Below are 19018 nucleotides of genomic sequence, written 5' to 3'. Positions count from 1 at the left end.
CCTCGACTTGTTCAAACGGTCAGGCGCGTTCCGCCTTGATGATTTCAGTCATGGTGACGCCGAGCTTGTCCTCGACGAGAACGACTTCGCCGCGCGCGACCAGCCGGTTGTTGACGTAGATGTCGATGGATTCGCCGACGCGGCGGTCCAGTTCGAGCACGGTGCCGGGGCCGAGCCGCAGCAGATCGGCGACGTCCATCTTGGAGCGGCCGAGGACCGCCGAGACCTGAACCGGAACGTCGAACACCGCCTCGAGATCGGCGGCAATTCGCCCGACATGATCGTCGTCGTCGTAATAGTTCTGATCATTGGCGACCGGCGTATCGGCGGCGTTGAGATCGGGAAGCGGGACGGTGCTGTCTGTGTCGCTCATGGTCGGTCCTCATGGCCGGGAAGCCCGGCCTGATTGCGGGACGCGAGATAGCGCCCCACGAGTTCATTGATCTTCGCATCGATGGTGGCGCGATCTAGGGTCACGCCGCCGTCGGCCCATTCGATCTTGCAGTCGCCGCTGGCGATGTCCGGCTCGGCCAGGATCACGAGCTTTCCTTCGAAGCCGTTGCGCTTCGCCAGTTGTTCGATCTGCGCGCGCGCGGCGTCATACAGCGAGTCGTTGATCCTCACCACGATATGAGGGGTTGCGGTCAGATGACGGAAGCAGTCGCTGACCAGCGCCATGACCTCGGTGAGCGGCTCGGCAGCGATCATCTCCGCGCACAGCTTGCGGGCGACCGAGAGCGCGACATCGACAGCTTCGGTCTCCATCCGCTCCTCGATGGTCGAGAAGCGGCCGGCGATGGCCCTGATCGAAATTCCGATTTCCTCGAGCGCCAGCGCCGCGCGCCGGTCGCTCTCCGCCTTGGCTTCATTCCGCGCGGCGTCGAAACCGGCGCGATAGGCCCGTGCTTCCGCTTCCGCGATCTGCTGTGCAACCTCGACGGCGGTTGCGGCGCGCTCCTTGGCGACGTCCGGCGCCGCGAAGTCGAGATCGAACAGGAATTTTGCGGGTGCGCCCATCAGTACACCAACTCGTCGTCAGCACGGTTTTTCTGCAGCATGATTTCGCCCTTGGCCGCGAGGTCCTTGGCGAGATTGACCAGTAGCGCCTGCGCCTCGTCGACATCGCGCAGCCGCACCGGACCGGCCGCGGCCATGTCGTCCTGCAGCATCTTGGCGGCGCGGCTCGACATGTTGCCCATGAAGAAGTCGCGCACGGTCTCGTTGGCGCCCTTCAGCGCGATACCGAGCTTGTCCTTGTCGACATGGCGCATCAGGGTCTGGGCCGATCCGGCATCGAGCTTGACGAGGTCGTCGAATGTGAACATCAGCGCCTTGATGCGCTCGGCGGCCTCGCGATTGTCCTCTTCGAGCGAGGTGATGAAGCGGGTCTCGGTCTGGCGGTCGAAATTGTTGAAGATTTCCGCCATCACCTCATGGGCGTCGCGGCGGCGGGTCTGCGACAGGTTCGACATGAACTCGACACGCAGGGTCTGCTCGACGCGCTCGATGACTTCCTTCTGTACCGCTTCCATCTTCAGCATGCGGTTGACGACGTCGAGCGCCATGTCCTCGGGCAGGATCGCCAGCACGCGCGCAGCATGCTCGGGCTTCAGCTTGGACAGCACGACGGCGATGGTCTGCGGGTATTCGTTCTTGAGGTAGTTGGCGAGAACCTCTTCCTGCACGTTGGAGAGCTTCTCCCACATGTTGCGGCCGGCGGGACCGCGGATTTCATCCATGATGCCGTTGACCCGGTCGGAAGGCAGGTACTGCTGCAACAACCGCTCGGTGGCGTCAAAATTGCCCATCAGCGCGCCGGAGGCCGACATCCGCGAGACGAATTCCAGCATCAGGTCTTCGACCACGTCGGCTTCGACGGTGCCCAGCGAGGACATCACCAGGGACAGCTCGCGCACCTCGTCGTCATCCAGCATCGACCAGATCTTGCCGCCGTACTGTTCGCCCAGCGCCAGCATCATGATGGCGGCGCGCTTCGGCCCGGACATCGGCGTGGTCTTGGCGCGGCCTTTCTGGCGGCTGGCCAGGGTGGCGACGACGCCAGCGATGTCGTTGGTGTTCTGGGCGTTGTTGTTGGTGAGCGCGGGTGCGTTTGCCATGTCGGATCAGGCCGGTTCTGAAAGCCACTGACGAATGATCGAAGCTGTTTCGTTCGGGTTGCGGTCGGCGAGTTCGCCGACGCGGTGCACGGACTGGGCGTGCACCTGGCCCTGGACCTGCGCGACGTCGATCATCTGCGCGGTCGCATTGTTGGCGATCTGCGGCTGCGGATGGGTCGGGGCCGGCGTGGTTTCAGGCAGGGCCGGAAGCGGAGCGGGGTTGGCTGCGGCATCTGCCGCGAGCACGCGCTTGAGCAGCGGGCGCACCACCATGAACACCACGATGATGCCGAGCACGAACATCACGCCCAGTTCGACGAAGTACATGATGTCGTCCTTGGTGAACTGGAACATGCCGAGCAGGCCCTTCGGCGTCTCGGCCGGGATCACCGACGGCACTTCGGCAAAGCGCAGGTTCACGATCTCGACCTGGTCGCCGCGCTTCTGGTCGAAGCCGATCGCGGAGCGGACCAGTGCGGCGATGCGGTCGAGGTCTTCCTTGGCGCGGGCGGCATAGACGATCTCGCCCTTGTCGTTCTTGGTGTAGCTGCCATCGACCAGCACCGCGACCGAGATGCGGTTGACGCGGCCGGCTTCGGTCACTTCGGTCTTGGTGACGCGGGAAATCTCGTAGTTGTTGATTTCCTCGCTCTTCTTGCTTTGGTCCTTCGGGGTGGCGCCGCCGCCCTGTCCCTGTGCACCGGGCAGTTCGTTGTTGACGGTGACCTGGCTGTCATTGGCATTGGCGGTTGCGGAGGATTCTTCGCGGGACTGGCTGGAGCGCAGCACCCGGCCCTCGGGGTCGAACTTGTCTGAGGTCTGGGTGACCTTGTTGTAGTCGAAGTCCGCGGTGAGCTGGACACGGGCCCGTCCTGAGCCGACCACCGAGGAAACGATGGCCTCGACCTGGTCGCGCATGCGCTTCTCGAACGAGGCGCGGCGCTCGTCGCCGCCGCCATCGGCCGCGCCGTCGCCGGCGGCGCCGTTGGCCAGCAACTGACCGGATTCGTCGACAATGGAAACGCGCTGCGCCTTCATGCCGTTGACCGCGGAGGCGACGATATGGCGGATGGCGCGGACCTGTTGCGGTTCGAGCGCGCCGCGGACCCGCAGCACGATCGAGGCCGACGGCTCGGGGGTTTCGCGGGAGAACAGCGGCCGCTCAGGCAGCACCAGATGCACGCGCGCGGCCTGGATCCGGTCGATCGCCTTGATGGTGCGGGCCAGTTCGCCCTCGAGTGCGCGCAGGTGGTTGATGTTCTGGACGAAGCTGGTGGACCCGAGGGCGTCGGACTTGTCGAAAATCTCGTAACCTATGCCGCCGCCCTTGGGCAGGCCGCCTTCGGCCAGCTTCATGCGCAGCCGGGTGATCTTGTCCTTCGGCACCTGAATCACGGCGCCGTCGTTCTTCATCTCGTAGGGAATGCCCTGGCGTTCCAGATCCTTGATGATCGCCGAGGAGTCTTCATAGGTGAGGTCGGTGAAGAGGGTGGCCATCGGCGGCGTGGTGACGCGCATGATGACAAAGCCGAAGAAACCGACCAGAGCCAGCGTTACGGCGGCCATTGCCGCCATCCGCGCCGCGCCCAGACCTTTCAGGAAGGAGAACAGACCCTGCAACGAACCAGCCCCACAGATTCGGTGCCACTCACCGACTGGGCAGAATTTGCCTATCTATGGTTTCCATATGGTTAACGAGGGTTAACGGGTGAGGAGAAAAAGCGGAAATGCCAAAAACCGGCTTCCCACGAGGAGGCCGGTTTTCAGAAAATTGCGATGAAATGGTGTAGGAAGCTTACTGGCGGTATTGCTGGATGCGGGTGGTGCGCAATCCGGCCAGACCGTGCTGATCGATCGAGAACTGCCAGGACAGGAATTCGTCAACCGTCAGGGTATAACGGCTGCAGGCTTCCTCGAGGGAGAGGAGGCCCCCGCGAACCGCGGCCACAACCTCGGCCTTACGGCGGATAACCCACCGTTTGGTACCGGGCGCGGGAAGATCCGCGATCGTCAGCGGACTGCCATCGGGCCCGATGACGTACTTCACCCTCGGGCGGTGGGGTTCTGTCATGGTGTACTCACAAACTCGAAACAACTGAACTCGTGGGAACACGCTACCCCCGGCGGCTTAAAATTTACCTAAACCCAAGCCTCCAATACGATTCTCCTTCGATCTGCCCAAAACGGGACAGGCCGGTTCCGTGAAGAACCAGCCTGCGGGACGTGAAATGTCTGGGTCGGGATCGCGCCGTGTCAGCGGATCGTCATATCGTCAGCTCGATGCGGTGCCCTTCACGACACGCTTGATCTGATCGACCGTGTAGTTCTTGCCGCCGATCGACAGCAGCGCCGGGCTTGCGGTGAGGTCGACGGAATCAACGGTACCTTGAACCTCGGTCGAGATCGCGACGTCCTTGCCGTTGCTGTCCTTGGCCGTGACCGTCATCTTGTAGTCACCGACCGGCCACTTGGTGCCGTCGTTGCCCTTGCCATCCCAGACGAAGCTGGAATTTCCGGAGCCGATGGCGAAGCTGCCGGTGTAGGCGGTCTGGCCCGCTGAGTTGGTGATGGTGATGGTCGCGCTCGAATTCTGCGGCGCGCTGAAATTCCAGGTCGCGTTGCCGTCGAAATGCGCGGTGCTGCCGTCGACGGCCACGGTCTGGCCGACGAACACCAGCGCCTGCGTCGACTGTGCGCTCTGTTCGATCTTGACCAGCGATTCAAGCTGGCTGTTCGACTTCAACTGCTGTTCGACCTGTGCGAACTGCACGAGCTGCTGGGTGAACTGGTTGGTGTCCAGCGGATCGAGCGGGTTCTGGTTCTGCAACTGCGTGGTCAGCAGCATCAGAAAGGATTGAAAATTATCCGCAATGCCGGTCGAACTGCTGTTGGAGTTGCTCGAATTCGAACCGGATGAATTGTTTGTCGCGGGCGCCGACGTCGGTATCGTCGGCATGGTTGCTGCATCGACCGCCATGATGGTCTCCTCAAATCCTGATGTCGACGCCGCTGCTCGCTCCGAGCATGCGGCCGTAGGTTCGTCCCGCGACCTCTGCGGGGACGGTGTCTTCTTCGGTAATGACAACGCGCTGCGAATTGCGGCCGGAGCCGTTATCGCCATCGCGGCCTGAGGACGACTGGTCGCGCAGGCTGAACTGCAATCCCGAGTCGCCGGTCTTCAGGCCGGCGTCTTCCAGCGCCTGCTGGAGCCTCGGCGCGTCGTTGCGCAGCATGTCGAGCGTTGCCGGCCGTTCCACCGTCAGGTGCGAGGTGACATTGCCGTGCTTGTCGACATCGAGGCGCACGTCGATGCGGCCAAGCTCCGCCGGGTCGAGGCGAATCTCGAAGCGGCTGTTGCCGCCCGCCGCGCGCAGCGCGATGTCTGCGGCAAGGCCGTTCAGCGGCACCGGCGCGCTGTCGGCGAGCGTTGTATTCGCTGCCGGCACCGGGACTGCGGTCAGATTGGCGGCATGGGCCTGGACCGGTTGCGGCTGAATGCCGGTGGGAACCTGCAAGCCGGGATCGGTCTGCAACGCGGGCTGCGGAGCCGACGCAGCGCGATGCTCAGCCTGCGGCGCCGCCTTGGCAGCGTGTTTCGATGACTCGGCATCGGTCTTGCCCGACTCCGAGGCTGCCTTGTCATGCTCCGCCGGCTTGTCATCCGGATTCGATGCGGCGGTCTCGGGCTTGATGGCCTGATCGGTAGAGGCCTTTGCCGCGGACGTGTCGGCGGCATGCTTGCCGTCCTTGCTGTCTTTCGCAGGCGCCGTCTCTGCATCCTTCACAGGGATTTCAGTCTTGCCGCCATCGGACTTGATGACGGTTGCAGCGGCTGTGACCGCCGCAGCGGATGTTTCGGGCGCGGAGGTTTCAACCGGGGCCGCCGCGTCCGTGGTGACGGCTGCTACCGCGGTTTTGGCGTCTGCGATCCCGGGTGTTTGCGCAGCCGACGCATCCGCTGGTGTGACGGTGGTAGCGCCCGCAATGGCAACGGTTGCCGTCGCGGCTGTTCCTGCTGTTGGAGTGTCACCCGTCACGGTGGCGGGATCGGTCGCCGCAGCGATCACCACAGCGACAGGGTCGGTAACGATAGCCGGGACAACCGGCGTCGCGGTACTCGCGGCTGTGTCATCGCCGCCGGATTTGTCGTCGGTCTTCGTGGCGTCGGACGCGGTTTTGTCTTTGCCGCCGGTCTTGCCACTGGCGGCCTTTGCGTCGGGGGACGCCGATGGATCGGCTTCCTGCTGCGCGGCGCTGGATTCGTTGTTCGCTGAACCGGTGGAGCCATCGGTCTGCGGCCGGTCCCTGCCTTTCGGGGGCGCATCGGCCTGCCGCGCATCGCGGGTATCGCGGCGCGGCGAGACCGGCCTGTCTGGCGCCGGGCGGGAATCGGAGCTTGCAGCGGCGTTGCTGTCCACCAGAGCGGCGAAGCCGTCCGACGATGGCTGTTCGGCGCGGGTCTGCTTTGCCTGCGGATCGTAAGCGGGCTTGGAGACGAGAGGTTCCGGAGTGACGCTGAACACGGGTGGCCTTTCACGTTGCTACGCGGTCTTTGTTGAGCAAGGACCGGGCCACCGGCAGTAGATTGTAAATATGATATATTTCAACGGGTTATGAGGTTGCGGGGCGACGGCTGGCGAGTGCGGAACCGGGGGCTTTCTGCCCGGCGGCAAGATTTTCCCCCCAAAAGAGCCGGGTTTAATTGCAATGGATCAAGGCCGACCGTGATTGCCTCGGCTAGGGTCGGACTATAAGTAAAGTGCAAACTCTGAAATGACCGGTTGCGGGCTGCCCAAGCGGTTCCGGCAACAGCAAGATTGGCCCTGCCATGCTCAACAGCCTCGACCTCGAAGGTCGCCCGGAAGACACCCGGGTCGTCGTCGCCATGTCCGGCGGTGTCGATTCGTCGGCGACCGCTGCGCTGCTGAAGGCCGAAGGCTACGACGTGGTCGGCATCACCTTGCAGCTTTACGATCATGGCGCCGCGACCCACCGCAAGGGCGCCTGCTGCGCGGGCCAGGACATTCACGACGCGCGTGATGTCGCCGCGCGTCTCGGCATTCCGCATTACGTGCTGGATTACGAGAGCCGTTTCCGCGAGTCGGTTATCGAGAGCTTCGCCGAGAGCTATGTGCACGGCGAGACACCGGTGCCCTGCATCGAGTGCAACCGCTCGATCAAGTTTCGCGATTTGCTGAGCACCGCCCGCGAACTCGGCGCCAAGGCGCTCGCCACCGGACACTATGTCGCGTCGCGCCGTCTGGCGGATGGATCGCGCGCGCTGGTCTGCGCGGCCGATGCCGACCGTGACCAGAGCTACTTCCTGTTCGCGACCACGCAGGATCAACTTGCCGACGTTCGCTTTCCGCTCGGCGACATGACGAAGGCGCAAACCCGCGAACTGGCGCGCCGCTTCGGATTGTCGGTTGCCGACAAGCACGACAGCCAGGATATCTGTTTTGTGCCGACCGGCCGTTACACCGATGTGATCGAGCGGCTGAAGCCGAAGGCGATGGAGCCGGGCGATATCGTCGATCTCGAAGGCCGTGTACTCGGCCGCCATCAGGGCATCGTCGGTTTCACCATCGGCCAGCGCCGCGGCCTCGGTATCGCGGCGCATGCGCCGCTGTATGTTGTGCAGCTTGATGCGGAGACGCGCCGTGTCGTGGTCGGTCCGCGCGAGGCGCTGAACGTGCGGCGCATCCTGTTGCGTGATGTCAACTGGATCGGCGGCGGCGATCTGAATTCTGCGATCGGCGACGGCCTCGAGATGTTCGTGAAGGTGCGCTCCACCCGTCCGGCGCAGCCGGCCTGGCTGCGCCGCGTCGGCGGGGTTTATGAAGTCGAACTCGTGGACGGCGAGGAAGGCGTGTCGCCGGGGCAGGCCTGCGTGTTCTACGATGCGCCTGCGGGACAGGCGCGCGTGCTCGGCGGCGGTTTCATCAGCGCCGCGCCGCGCGACCTTGTGTCAGTGCCGCGTCAGCGCGAAGCCCTTGCCGGATAACGTCTGGTCCTTCAAGAATAAGGGACTTCCGGCTGATCGTGCCGGACAAGAACAAGTGTTGCCTAACGGGGCGGGGACATGACCAACGACATCGATCGTGCCGGAGTGGCGAAGGCCTACGCCGCGTGGGCGCCGGTTTACGACATGGTGTTCGGCAAGGTGTTCGACGAGGGCCGCAAGTCGACCATCGCGGTGGCCGATGCGATCGGCGGCCGCGTGCTCGATGTCGGCGTCGGAACAGGATTGTCGCTGTCGGATTATTCGCGCACCACAAAGCTCCATGGCGTCGATATTTCCGAACCGATGCTGCGCAAGGCGCAGGAGCGCGTGCGCGCACAAAACCTCACCAATGTCGAAACGCTGTCGGTGATGGATGCGAAGAACCTCGCATTCCCGGACGGCACGTTCGATGCGGTCGTGGCGCAATATGTCATCACGGCGGTGCCGGACCCGGAAGCGACGCTGGACGATTTCATGCGCGTGCTGAAGCCGGGCGGTGAACTTATTCTGGTCAATCACATCGGCGCGGAAAGCGGCCCGCGCAAGATCTTCGAACTTGCGTTCGCGCCGCTGGCGCGGCGGCTTGGCTGGCGGCCAGAATTTCCGTGGGCACGGCTGGTGAACTGGGCTGCGAAACATGGCGGCGTGACACTGGTCGAGCGCCGTCCGATGGCGCCGATGGGGCACTTTTCGCTGATCCGCTATCGCAAGGGCTGATCGGCACCCGACCTGATATCGGTCGCTTTCTATTTTTCGGGCATGATCTGATCCGAAAACCGGTTCCCGCTTTTCGGGATCATGCCCGGAACATCCGCGCCGCGACGCCGTTTCCGATCCATGACGATGAAACTTCCGATTGCCATAAGCGCCGCGCTGGTGGTGTTGCCTGCTGTGGCCTTTGCGCAGGCGCCGCCCGCGCCAGCGACGCCGCCGGCGCAAACTGCGCCGCCAAACCCCGATCGCGCAGCGTCGAACTGCACGCCGACCGAGGCTGTTCCGCACGAAGGGACCGTCGCGCCGCGCGGGACCACGACGGGGCGCGCCCCCGAATCCCTTGGCGACAGGCTGGCGAAATCTGATGGCGTGCTGTGCCCTCCGCCGGGTGTCGACCCCGAGATGCACGTGCCGACCCCTCAGGGCGGGACCATGCCGGTGATTCCGCCGCCCGGGAGCCCCGGAGGCGATCCATCGGTGCGGCCAAAGTAAGGTTTTTCCGCTTTCGCGCGTGCTGTTTCCCGGAGAATGCGCATGCAAGGCCAATCAGATGGCGCTTTCAGCCATCGTTGCTTGACAGGCATTTGGGTGACTTCTTATATGCCGCCGTTCGCGACCGCGAAGGCGGTCTGGACATGTGGCGAGGTAGCTCAGCTGGTTAGAGCACGGGAATCATAATCCTGGGGTCGGGGGTTCGAGTCCCTCTCTCGCTACCAAATTCCCGCATAACTCCTTGAAATCATACATTTAGCTAATCGTTGTTGCGGAACGAGGGATGTATCACGGATACATCCGCGGATGCATGGCAAATTCTTGCCCGTCAGATTCCGAGATTTTGCGCGAGACCGTTCTCCCGCAGTACGACCGTGGCTGCTTCGAGTTCAGCAGCCTGTGCCGCAATGATCGCGTCCTTTTTCGACATTGCCCCTTCCAGTTCGTTCGCGCGGCCTTTCCAACCATTTGCTTCAGCATCGTGATGTGTTGATGCGACTGCGATTCCTTATGCATCAAGGTTTGAATGAGCCCTGTCGAGTAGCCTATCGGCATGATCTCTCTCTTCGATCGCCTTGACGGAATTTTCAAACGCGGTGCTCAGGACGCGCTTTCCGATGGTTCCGAGCACGAAGCCGAGCAGGTGGCCTTTGAGGTTCTTGCCCTGGCGGACGACCACAACGTCGATGTCGGTCGCGCCGTCGATGCGGCGTGTGAAGGTATAGGTATGACCGGATGCGCCGCCCCAGACATTGGAGTCGGTCGTTACCAGGACCGCGCGGTTGGGGTCGGACCAGTCATAGTGCAGGCGTTCCCAGACACCGCCTGAACCTTCGGTAACGTCGGCTGTGGTGCGTCCATGATGATGAACCTTGAGATACTCGTCGGCGCTGTTGCCAAAGAGTTTTGACCGGCCCGGTCCGAAATCGGTCAGGCCAGCGACATACTGCTCGGGCGTCAAACGGGTGGTGCGGTGGAGATGGATCGTGGACATTGTATGCTCCGTGTTACCTGGTTGGATGGATCACTTTCAGGATTACAGTCAGCCTCAATGAGCCCCGCCGGCGGCAGCGGCGCCCTTCGGCTTGCCGGTCAGGAGAAGAGCGATTCCGGCCAGCACCAGCACCAGGCCGACAACGGCGAATGTGTCGCTGAAGCCCATGATCAGCGCCTGCTGCTTGACGGTCTTGCCGAGCGCGATGATCGCCTGATGGCGCGCACCGGCGGGATCGGTCATGCCGTGCGCCATGAAATAGTCGGTCATCGTTGCGATCCGCTGGCGAACCTCCTCACGGCCGAGATCGACGGACTGGCCGATAATGTTGGAGTGAAACTGCTCGCGCTTGGTGACGATGGTCGAAAGCATTGCGGTGCCGACCGCGCCGCCGAGATTGCGCATCATGTTGGCAATGCCGGAAGCCGCGGGCGCATCCTGCGGCGCCACGCTTCCTAGCGAAATCGCGCTGAGTGGCGTCAGCAGCAGTGCCTGACCGACGGCGCGAACGACGTTCGGTCCGAAGAGCTGATCGCCCGAATAGTCCAGCGACATCGCCGTGTTCATGAAAGAACTCGCGGCGAAGATGGCGGTGCCGGCAAAGGCGATGAAGCGGATGTCGTAGCGCTGCATCAGCTTCGGCACCAGCGGAATGAGCAGCAGTTGCGGCAATCCGGTCCATGCCAGCACCGTGCCGATCTGCTCTGCGTTGTAACGCTGTACCTGGCCGAGATAGGCCGGCAACAGATAGATCGAACCGAACAGCGCGAAGCCGATGAAGACCGCGGCAAGTGTGCCAAGCCCGAAGCTGCGGATCTTGAGCAGGCGCAGACGGATGAGCGGCTTTTCCACCAGCAATTCGTTGGCGACGAACAGCGACAGGCTGACGGCGGCTACAACGGCCAGCTTGACGATGAAGGGCGAGCCGAACCAGTCGTCCTTGTTGCCTTCTTCCAGCACCGATTGCAGCGCCGAGAGGCCGACGGCCATGGTGACAATGCCGAACCAGTCGCCTTCGCGCAGCAGTCCGAGATTCATCGGCTGCGGTTCGAGCGTGAGATACAGCGTCGTCACCATCACCGCTGTGGGGATGACATTGACGAAGAAGATGGTTTGCCAGCCGTAGTTCTCGGTGAGATAGCCGCCGATGGTGGGGCCGATCGCCGGTGCAAAGGTTACCGCGAGCGAGAACATCGCAAGGCCGATCGGCTGCTGTCCCTTCGGCAGCCTGGTGAACACGAGCGTGAAGGCCATGGGAATCAGCACGCCGCCGAAGAAGCCTTGAAACGCGCGAAACGCGATCATCGTCGGCAGGTCGGTGGCGAACGCACAGGCCACGGAGAAAACCGCAAACAGGCTGGCAAAACCCAGCATGATGTTGCGGAAGGAGAATACGCGGCTGAGATAGTCGGTGAGCGGGATCACGACGATCTCGCCGATCAGATAGGACGTCGAGATCCAGGATCCGTTATCGACGCCGGTGCCGATGCCGCCTTCGATATTCAGCAGCGAGGCATTCGTGATCTGGATATTGAGAATCGCCATGAACGCGCCGATCATGGCGGCGAGGATGGCAACCCAAACGGTGGCGCTGGCCCGTTCGGCTAGGACAGCCGGTGCGGGAGTTGCTTGGGGCGCAGAGCCGGAGAGGGTGAGGCTGGACATGACGTCACCTGTTCAAAACCAGCTCTGACTTGGCGGACTGACGGGTCGCGGGCTTCAGGCCGGCCTCGATCGTGGCCTTGGTCTGGATGCTCGGGATCACCGACATGCCGGGCCTCAGGTCGACATCGACGCTGTCGAGGACGATCTTCACAGGGATGCGCTGCACGATCTTGGTGAAGTTGCCGGTGGCGTTGTCGGGCGGCAGCAGTGCGAATTCCTGGCCGCTGGCCGGAGCGAGGCTGTCGACATGGCCATGCACAGCCTTGCCGGGGAACATGTCGACTTCGACGTCGACCGGCTGGCCGGCTTGCACATTGCCGAGCTGCGTTTCCTTGTAGTTCGCGATGATGTAAGCGCCGTGCGAAGGTACCAGCGACATCAGTTGCGTGCCGGCCTGCACGAACTGTCCGACACGAAGGGTCCGATTGCCGACGACGCCGCTGATCGGAGCGGTGATCGTTGTATAGGACAGGTTGAGTTCGGCCTGCCGCTGTTGCGCCTTGGCGCGTGCATTGGCTGCAATCGCCTGCGCGAGTTCGGCCTTGAGCAGTTCGACCTGCTTTTGTGCCGAGGTCAGGTTCGCCTTGTCACGCGCGATGGTCGCAATGGCTGTGCCGTCCCGGGCCTGCGCGTTCTGTGCATTCTGCACGCTGCCAAAGCCTGTTGCCGCGAGATCGCTGTATCGCTTGTTTTCCTGAGCGGTGAAGGTCCGCGTCGCGATGTCGACATTGAGCGTCGCTTCTGCCGCGTCGATCACCGCCTGCTGCACGTCGAGCTGCGCGCGCTTGCTTTCCACCGCAGCATCCGCGGCAGCGACATCGGCCTTGGCCTGATCGAGCGCGACCCTGAAGTCGCGGTCGTCGATCCGCGCCAAGACATCCCCGGCCTTTACCTGCTGATTGTCACGGACCGGAACCAGATCGAGATAGCCGGACACCTTCGGGGCGATCGTGGTGTTGTCAGCCTTCACATAAGCGTCATCGGTCGAGACCAGGAAGCGGCCGACAGTCCAGCAGTCCCAGCCGTACCAGGAGGCGGTGGCGAGCAGGGCGACCGCAGCCCCGGCGATCAGGGCGCGCCGGACCCGGCCCCTTGTCCCGGACTTTGCGGCTGAGGCGTCCGCGGGGTTGGCTGTTTCCGGAGCTGAAACGGCCTTTTGAGTGGGTTCCGGGGGAAGATTTTCAACGGCCTTCAATGCGGTTGTCTGGGTGCTCATGGCGAGCCTCACAATTAGGAAACTTGATATTTTCTTAAATAGGGGCCATGTTGGGACTGTCAATGGAATGACAGTCATCATTTAAAGGCATGGCTTGCGATGGCGATCACAAGACCGGGAGAAACGGGGAGAGTGCGGCGCGGCCGCGGACGGCCGCAGGTGCGTTCCGACGACGAAACGCGCGCCGTGATCATCGCCGCGGCCCGGGAAGAATTCGATACCAGCGGATATGCCTCCACCAGCATGGAGAGCGTGGCGCGTGGCGCCGGCGTGTCCACCAAAACACTTTACCGGCTCATTCCCAACAAGGCCGCCCTGTTCGAGGCGATCATCACCGATGGCCTCGATCAGTTCACCGCGCGAATCCGGTTGCGCGCGTGCGACGGCAGCGACATCGAGGCCGCGTTGACCGAAGCGCTGGTCATTTTCGGCGAACTGGTTCTCGACGACACCGTGATCGCGTTGCAAAGAATGGTCCTGAGCGAGAGCGAACAATTTCCCGAGATCGCAGAGACGTTTTACAACAAAGCGATCAAGCGTACCGAGAACACGCTTGCCGGCTGGCTGAAGACGCAAGCCGAACGCGGCCGGATCGAGATCGGCAATGCCGCGGATACCGCCGGTATGCTGCTCGGCATGTTCGCGTTCCAGCCGCAGCGCGCGGCGATGTTCGGTCATGCGGCCGTTCCCGGCCACAAGGAGATCGAACGGCGCGCGCGGACCGTCGCCCGGCTTTTCCTGAAGGGATGCGCACGTTAAGCGACCGCTACACTCCTGGTGATGAACTTTAGTTATCGGCCTGGTGACCTGGATGCCGAACGGCGTGAAGGGCCAAGCGATGTGATCGCATCATCCGAGATAACCGGAAACGCCGTCCCACAATTTTTTCAGCGCCGTCAGCGTCAGCAATCCATAGTCCGCCCGGACACCCGCACCAACATCCGGGAAGCCGAGCAGTTTGTTGTCAATCTGGTGCCGTTCTCGCCTCGCGCAGCAGATGCGTGTTGCGTCCATCGCTTTTCCGAGAGGCGTTGAAAAGCCAGCCGAGACGGGGCTGTCCCTCGCACCATCCGAACGTATTGCCGTTCCGGGCCTTGCGCAGGCCCCGGTTTCGATGGAATGTTTGTTCATGCAGGAGATCGCGCTCGGTAGCTACGGACTGAGCTTGGCCAGATCGTGATGGTTCACGTCCGCGATGAGGCGGTCATCGATGCGGAACGCCTATATGTCGATGCCAACAAGTTGGACCTGATCGGCCGCATGGAAGGCCCCTGGTATACCAAAACGCGCGATCGCTTCGAAATGCCGCCGATTGCGCTCAACGACTGGAATGACGCGCAGTTTGCGCAGCGGGTCAAAACTGAATCAACGTAGTTATCGAGGAGGTCCTGATGGCTTTCGAACTCACGATTAACGGAAACCGCCAATCCGTCGATGTCGACGGGGACACGCCGCTGCTATGGGTGCTGCGCGATGTGCTCGGCATGACCGGCACGAAGTTCGGTTGCGGCATGGCGCTATGCGGCGCCTGTACTGTTCATGTCGACGGCTCCGCCGTCCGTTCCTGCATCACGTCGGTTGACAGTGTTGGGGACTCGAAGATCACGACCATCGAAGCGATCGGCAAGACGCTGGCGGGTCAGAAAATTCAGAAGGCCTGGCTCGATCACGAAGTCCCGCAATGTGGCTATTGCCAGTCTGGGCAAATCATGTCGGCCTCAGCCTTGCTGATGAGTACGCCGAAGCCGACCGATGCCGATATTGATGACGCGATGTCCGGCAATATCTGCCGCTGCGGCACCTATAGCCGCATTCGCGAAGCCATCAAGCAAGCCGCGCAATCGGGAGGCTAATCATGCTCAAGTCGATGATGTTCGAACGTTCAGCAGCCGACCTGTCGCGGCGTCATTTTCTCCGTGCCAGCGCACTCGCGAGCGGCGGTTTGCTGCTCAGCGTGAGCTTGCCGTGCGCAATTGGCGAAAGCGAGGCGTCGGACGCCAACAGCTTTGAGCCAAATGCTTTCATCCGGATTGGCGGCGACGGAAAAATCATCCTGACCATGCCCTATGTCGAAATGGGACAGGGCACCTACACCTCGATTCCGATGCTGATCGCCGAAGAACTTGAGATAGGGCTCGATCAGGTGCGTCTGGAACATGCTCCGGCAAACGACAAGATCTACATGAATCCGCTGCTCGGTGTTCAGGCGACCGGCAACTCGAATGCGATCCGAGGCGCCTGGGAGCCGATGCGAAAGGCCGGCGCGACCGCGAGAACAATGCTCATCGCGGCGGCGGCGAAGCGCTGGAATGTTGATCCGGCTTCCTGCCGGGCTGAAAACGGCGAAGTACATCATCAGGCATCAGGACGTCGCCTTGGTTACGGCACGCTGGCCGCCGATGCGGCGAAGGTGCCTGTGCCCGAGAATGTAGCGTTGAAGAAGCCGGCCGATTTCAAGCTGATCGGAACGCCCGCGAAACGGCTCGACACGCCCTCCAAGATTAACGGCACGGCGCTGTATGGCATCGACGCACGGCCGCCCGGTGTGAAAGTTGCAACGCTTGCGCAGTCACCTGTATTCGGCGGGCGGGTAAAGCGTGTCGATGACACCGCGGCCAAGGCGGTCAAGGGCGTTCGGCAGATTGTCCGGCTCGATGACGCCGTTGCCGTCGTGGCAGACCACATGGGGGCCGCCAAGAAGGGCTTGGCGGCGCTCGTGATCGAATGGGACGAGGGGCCGCATGCGAAGCTCGCGACGGCTGATATCGCACGCGAGCTCGAAAGCGCTACCACCAAGTCCGGTGCTGTCGCGCAGAATATTGGCGACGTTGGCAAGGCGATGGCGGGCGCGGCGACCAAGGTCGAAGCGACCTATCAGGTGCCGTTCCTGGCACACGCAACCATGGAGCCGATGAACTGCACGGTTCATGTCCGGCCGGACGGTTGCGAAATCTGGGTCGGCAGTCAGGTGATGGGACGTGCGCAGGCCGTGGCTGCGAACGCGTTGGGCATGCCGCTAGAGAAGGTGGTGGTGCACAATCATCTGCTCGGTGGGGGGTTCGGACGTAGACTGGAAGTCGATGGCGTGATTCGCGCGGTTGAAATCGCGAAGCAGGTCGCGTCGCCGGTGAAGGTGGTCTGGACGCGCGAGGAAGACATCCAGCACGACATGTACCGCCCCTATTGGTTCGATCGGATCTCGGTGGGCCTCGACAAGACGGGCAAGCCGGTCGCCTGGAACAATCGCTTCGCCGGCTCTTCGGTGATCGCGCGATGGCTGCCTCCGGCATTCAACAAAGGCCTCGATCCCGATACGACCGAAGGCGCGATCGAACTCGTCTACGATATCCCGAATTTCCATGTTGAGTATGTCCAGGTCGAACCGCCCGGCATTCCCACCGCGTTCTGGCGCAGCGTCGGCCCCTCTCACAACGTCTTCGTGACGGAGAGCGTCATCGATGAACTGGCCGCGGCCGCCAAGCAGGATCCGGTCGAGTATCGGCGCGCGCTGCTCGCCAAGTCACCGCGCGCCAGAGCCGTGCTGGATCTTGCCGCGGCGAAGGCCGGGTGGGGAGGACCGTTGCCGAAAGGACGCGGACGCGGCGTATCGTTGCAGTTCGTTTTCGGCAGCTATCTCGCACAGGTTGCCGAAGTGGAAGTGGCCAAGGATGGCACCGTCCGTATCCAGCGGATCGTCTGTGCGATGGACTGCGGCTCGGTTGTCAATCCCGACACCGTGCGGGCGCAGGTGCAGAGCGGAGCCATCTTCGGTGCGACTGCGGCGCTTTTCGGCGAAATCACGCTCAAGGATGGACGTGTCGAGCAAGGCAATTTCGACACCTATCAGATGCTGCGAATCAACGAGGCGCCGGCCGTCGAGGTCCATATCGTGCAAAGCTCCGAACCGCCCGGCGGAATGGGCGAAACGGGGACGTCGGGAGTTGTGCCCGCCATCGCGAACGCCGTCTTCGCGGCGACGGGCAAGCGGCTGCGCAAGATGCCGGTCGATCCTGCGTTGTTGAAGCAGACCTAACCCATGAGGAATCAATGGGGACGTTATTGGTCAGGAAGAAACCGTCGATAACTTGGGCGCACGACAGTTTTGCGCAAGAAACCCTCATAAATCTGGCGTTTCTTTCGTTTCATTAACATTCCGAGCTCCGATTGCGACGATAACGTCCAACATCGCGTCAAACATGGGGAACTCGCGAGCGAGTATCTGACAAAGCGGAACGGCTTCTGGTAATTCGAGCGGCGCGTGCCGGCACGGTTCTCCGGCCATGGCTGCCCTGCGGCATGGATTGCGGCTGACGTCGCCCGCATGGAGAACGGCAAGCCCGCCGAGCACTGGGATGCGCTTCAGGACGAAGGGCCTCGCAGTTCCTCGGTTGTGGCGAGGGCGGCTGGACCAACGGCACGATCAGCCCCTGACCTATGCTGACTCATTGCTTCGCTTGCGCTTGCCTTCATCATGGAATCCTTGCCGCAGCGGTTGCGATATTTCCATCAGCATCTTTCGAGCGGATTGCCGTAGTTACCACGCAACAGTTTTGAGAATCGAAGGCGCCGGTCGCCGGCGCAAATTGCTGCCAATGCCCGCCGGGGAGCCAGATTTCGTCGTTCGTTGAAGGGCGGGTCAATGGCGTGGCGTGCAAAGTTGAAAAGCGGCAATGCTTTCCGAAAGACGACTTGTCCAATTGCAGGACAGTAAGGAGACCGCAGCAAATAAAGGTAGCGGCGCATGGATGGGCGATTGCGAGACGTATTCCGTTCGATCGACTGGATCGAGCGGCATTTTCACGGATGGTGCCGGATGCCTGCGCTGCGATTTCTCCAGAATTGCTGTAGTTTTTTCGGCGTTCACATGCTGGAATGCATCGACCCTGATGCCGGCGCAGGTATGCGACGATCAAGGCACCGGACAACTCTGGCGAGGAGCGTTTGGTGAATACGAACGGTATTGGGAAGAACGTGCTCGACCCGGTCGAGGGTGAATTTCTTTCATTCTCCGGGCTTTCCGCGACCGCCGCCATGGCCGACTGGCGGCCAGACTGGAAAACGGACCTCATTTCAAGGTTGCTGGTGCTGCGCAACGAGGCCTTCATTGATGTGGGGGCCAATCGAGGCCAAACCCTGTTGGATTATCTTTCCGTGCCTCGCACGTCGGGCTATGTGGGCTTCGAGCCCAATTATTATTGCGCCAGTCTGGTGAGTGACATCATCGCCTCGACACGGAGGCAGGACTGTCGAATTGTGCCGGCCGGTCTCTCCGACAGAAATGTCCTTCAAAAACTTCTGCTTGATCCAGAGGAAAAGCTGGATACGTCCGCAAGCCTCGATATGCATCTGCGCCCCGGCCGAAGCTGGAAGGAGCAGTTTGCAGCGTGTTACCGGTTCGATGATATTCGCGCCGCCTTGGAAATCCGGAAGATCGGACTGATCAAGATGGATGTCGAAGGTGCGGAGATTCCGGCGCTCCAGGGCATGGAAGCAAGCATCAAGACAGATCAGCCGTGGGTTCTGTGTGAGGTGCTGCATAGAGACCATAAGGTTGGGGCGGTGGATCATCAGCAGCGTCTTGATGCTCTTGCTTCGTGGCTCTCCCGCGTCGGCTATTCCTGCCTGAATGTGCTGAAGAGCGCGGACGATCAGCGATTTGCGGGACTGGCCACCATGCCGGAGATTCCCAACAAGATCTGGACCTGGGAGAACGCGAATGAGTGCGACTACATGTTCGTGCCCCAGGCCGATGCTGAATTGCTCAACGGCAAGTTTCTGAGGTGAGATTTGACCTGCGGCTTCAAAGCCGCAGATTG

Annotated in this window: 19 protein-coding genes and 1 tRNA gene; 9 read left to right on the top strand and 11 right to left on the bottom strand. The window is 62.1% G+C overall.

Translation table 11 applies throughout. The features are described from left to right. Window positions 1–19: 19 nt before the first annotated feature. The 7 genes from fliN to AC1Q67_RS14035 form a co-directional block, all read right to left on the bottom strand. Complete coding sequence (gene fliN / locus AC1Q67_RS14065) at window positions 20–373, bottom strand: flagellar motor switch protein FliN (RefSeq protein ID WP_492236026.1); 354 nt, start codon at window positions 371–373, stop codon at window positions 20–22. After that, window positions 370–1017, bottom strand: a complete 648-nt coding sequence (locus AC1Q67_RS14060) for a FliH/SctL family protein (RefSeq protein ID WP_024575922.1) — start codon at window positions 1015–1017, stop codon at window positions 370–372. Before AC1Q67_RS14060 ends, fliN begins: the two co-directional genes overlap by 4 nt. Beyond that, window positions 1017–2117, bottom strand: a complete 1101-nt coding sequence (gene fliG, locus AC1Q67_RS14055; protein WP_024575923.1) for a flagellar motor switch protein FliG — start codon at window positions 2115–2117, stop codon at window positions 1017–1019. Before fliG ends, AC1Q67_RS14060 begins: the two co-directional genes overlap by 1 nt. A 6-nt stretch (window positions 2118–2123) precedes the next feature. Further along, a complete protein-coding gene (gene fliF / locus AC1Q67_RS14050) occupies window positions 2124–3737 on the bottom strand; it encodes a flagellar basal-body MS-ring/collar protein FliF (RefSeq protein WP_492236025.1) in 1614 nt (537 codons plus the stop codon). Between the two features lie 175 nt (window positions 3738–3912). Continuing rightward, complete coding sequence (sciP, locus tag AC1Q67_RS14045) at window positions 3913–4188, bottom strand: CtrA inhibitor SciP (protein WP_002714638.1); 276 nt, start codon at window positions 4186–4188, stop codon at window positions 3913–3915. Between the two features lie 201 nt (window positions 4189–4389). Then, on the bottom strand, window positions 4390–5094 hold the full coding sequence (locus AC1Q67_RS14040; RefSeq protein ID WP_492236024.1) for a flagellar hook assembly protein FlgD: 705 nt from the start codon (window positions 5092–5094) through the stop codon (window positions 4390–4392). A gap of 10 nt (window positions 5095–5104) precedes the next feature. After that, a complete protein-coding gene (locus AC1Q67_RS14035; RefSeq protein ID WP_492236023.1) occupies window positions 5105–6640 on the bottom strand; it encodes a flagellar hook-length control protein FliK in 1536 nt (511 codons plus the stop codon). 305 nt (window positions 6641–6945) lie between these two features. Between AC1Q67_RS14035 and mnmA the strand changes: the two genes are divergently transcribed. From mnmA to AC1Q67_RS14015, 4 genes are all read left to right on the top strand, one after another. Continuing rightward, complete coding sequence (gene mnmA, locus AC1Q67_RS14030) at window positions 6946–8121, top strand: tRNA 2-thiouridine(34) synthase MnmA (protein ID WP_492236022.1); 1176 nt, start codon at window positions 6946–6948, stop codon at window positions 8119–8121. A 78-nt stretch (window positions 8122–8199) separates the two neighbouring features. Next, window positions 8200–8838, top strand: a complete 639-nt coding sequence (locus tag AC1Q67_RS14025; RefSeq protein ID WP_006018900.1) for a class I SAM-dependent methyltransferase — start codon at window positions 8200–8202, stop codon at window positions 8836–8838. 120 nt (window positions 8839–8958) lie between these two features. Beyond that, a complete protein-coding gene (locus AC1Q67_RS14020; RefSeq protein WP_492236020.1) occupies window positions 8959–9327 on the top strand; it encodes a hypothetical protein in 369 nt (122 codons plus the stop codon). 147 nt (window positions 9328–9474) lie between these two features. Next, window positions 9475–9551 (top strand) — tRNA-Met (locus AC1Q67_RS14015). A gap of 284 nt (window positions 9552–9835) precedes the next feature. On the opposite strand, the gene AC1Q67_RS14010 is transcribed toward AC1Q67_RS14015, so the two are convergent. Genes AC1Q67_RS14010 through AC1Q67_RS14000 form a run of 3 tightly spaced genes read right to left on the bottom strand, consistent with a single transcriptional unit; the run spans window position 9836 to window position 13202 of the window. Continuing rightward, the gene (locus AC1Q67_RS14010; protein ID WP_492236019.1) at window positions 9836–10321 is read right to left on the bottom strand and encodes a hypothetical protein; all 486 of its coding nucleotides are present in this window, start codon (window positions 10319–10321) and stop codon (window positions 9836–9838) included. Between the two features lie 54 nt (window positions 10322–10375). Further along, complete coding sequence (locus AC1Q67_RS14005) at window positions 10376–11986, bottom strand: MDR family MFS transporter (RefSeq protein WP_492236017.1); 1611 nt, start codon at window positions 11984–11986, stop codon at window positions 10376–10378. Between the two features lie 4 nt (window positions 11987–11990). Continuing rightward, window positions 11991–13202 carry an HlyD family secretion protein gene (locus AC1Q67_RS14000; RefSeq protein ID WP_492236015.1) on the bottom strand — a complete coding sequence of 404 codons (1212 nt, stop codon included), beginning with the start codon at window positions 13200–13202 and terminating at the stop codon, window positions 11991–11993. A gap of 159 nt (window positions 13203–13361) precedes the next feature. Here AC1Q67_RS14000 and AC1Q67_RS13995 point away from each other — a divergent pair, with 159 nt between their 5' ends. Continuing rightward, entirely contained in the window at window positions 13362–13961 is a 600-nt protein-coding gene (locus tag AC1Q67_RS13995; protein WP_492236013.1) for a TetR/AcrR family transcriptional regulator, read from the top strand. A gap of 90 nt (window positions 13962–14051) precedes the next feature. Here the strand turns inward: AC1Q67_RS13995 and AC1Q67_RS13990 are convergent, their stop codons facing one another. After that, complete coding sequence (locus AC1Q67_RS13990) at window positions 14052–14216, bottom strand: hypothetical protein (RefSeq protein ID WP_492236012.1); 165 nt, start codon at window positions 14214–14216, stop codon at window positions 14052–14054. A 162-nt stretch (window positions 14217–14378) separates the two neighbouring features. Here AC1Q67_RS13990 and AC1Q67_RS13985 point away from each other — a divergent pair, with 162 nt between their 5' ends. From AC1Q67_RS13985 to AC1Q67_RS13970, 4 genes are all read left to right on the top strand, one after another. After that, window positions 14379–14576, top strand: a complete 198-nt coding sequence (locus AC1Q67_RS13985) for a hypothetical protein (RefSeq protein WP_492236010.1) — start codon at window positions 14379–14381, stop codon at window positions 14574–14576. Between the two features lie 17 nt (window positions 14577–14593). Beyond that, the gene (locus tag AC1Q67_RS13980; protein WP_492236008.1) at window positions 14594–15055 is read left to right on the top strand and encodes a (2Fe-2S)-binding protein; all 462 of its coding nucleotides are present in this window, start codon (window positions 14594–14596) and stop codon (window positions 15053–15055) included. A gap of 2 nt (window positions 15056–15057) precedes the next feature. Then, window positions 15058–17235, top strand: coding sequence for a xanthine dehydrogenase family protein molybdopterin-binding subunit (locus AC1Q67_RS13975; protein ID WP_492236007.1), 2178 nt, complete (start codon window positions 15058–15060; stop codon window positions 17233–17235). A 911-nt stretch (window positions 17236–18146) separates the two neighbouring features. Continuing rightward, on the top strand, window positions 18147–18986 hold the full coding sequence (locus AC1Q67_RS13970; protein WP_492236005.1) for an FkbM family methyltransferase: 840 nt from the start codon (window positions 18147–18149) through the stop codon (window positions 18984–18986). The last annotated feature ends 32 nt before the right edge of the window (window positions 18987–19018 follow it).

This window comes from Afipia sp. GW823-FHT06G09, assembly GCF_058794875.1.
The sequence above is the reverse complement of the archived record's forward strand: the minus strand, read 5'-3'. Positions and strand labels throughout refer to the sequence as shown.

Coding starts and splice junctions, on each gene's coding strand:
- fliN (WP_492236026.1), bottom strand. CDS start 373: ATGAGCGACACAGACAGCACCGTCCCGCTTCCCGATCTCAACGCCGCC.
- AC1Q67_RS14060 (WP_024575922.1), bottom strand. CDS start 1,017: ATGGGCGCACCCGCAAAATTCCTGTTCGATCTCGACTTCGCGGCGCCG.
- fliG (WP_024575923.1), bottom strand. CDS start 2,117: ATGGCAAACGCACCCGCGCTCACCAACAACAACGCCCAGAACACCAAC.
- sciP (WP_002714638.1), bottom strand. CDS start 4,188: ATGACAGAACCCCACCGCCCGAGGGTGAAGTACGTCATCGGGCCCGAT.
- AC1Q67_RS14040 (WP_492236024.1), bottom strand. CDS start 5,094: ATGGCGGTCGATGCAGCAACCATGCCGACGATACCGACGTCGGCGCCC.
- mnmA (WP_492236022.1), top strand. CDS start 6,946: ATGCTCAACAGCCTCGACCTCGAAGGTCGCCCGGAAGACACCCGGGTC.
- AC1Q67_RS14025 (WP_006018900.1), top strand. CDS start 8,200: ATGACCAACGACATCGATCGTGCCGGAGTGGCGAAGGCCTACGCCGCG.
- AC1Q67_RS14020 (WP_492236020.1), top strand. CDS start 8,959: ATGACGATGAAACTTCCGATTGCCATAAGCGCCGCGCTGGTGGTGTTG.
- AC1Q67_RS14010 (WP_492236019.1), bottom strand. CDS start 10,321: ATGTCCACGATCCATCTCCACCGCACCACCCGTTTGACGCCCGAGCAG.
- AC1Q67_RS14005 (WP_492236017.1), bottom strand. CDS start 11,986: ATGTCCAGCCTCACCCTCTCCGGCTCTGCGCCCCAAGCAACTCCCGCA.
- AC1Q67_RS14000 (WP_492236015.1), bottom strand. CDS start 13,202: ATGAGCACCCAGACAACCGCATTGAAGGCCGTTGAAAATCTTCCCCCG.
- AC1Q67_RS13990 (WP_492236012.1), bottom strand. CDS start 14,216: ATGGACGCAACACGCATCTGCTGCGCGAGGCGAGAACGGCACCAGATT.
- AC1Q67_RS13980 (WP_492236008.1), top strand. CDS start 14,594: ATGGCTTTCGAACTCACGATTAACGGAAACCGCCAATCCGTCGATGTC.
- AC1Q67_RS13975 (WP_492236007.1), top strand. CDS start 15,058: ATGCTCAAGTCGATGATGTTCGAACGTTCAGCAGCCGACCTGTCGCGG.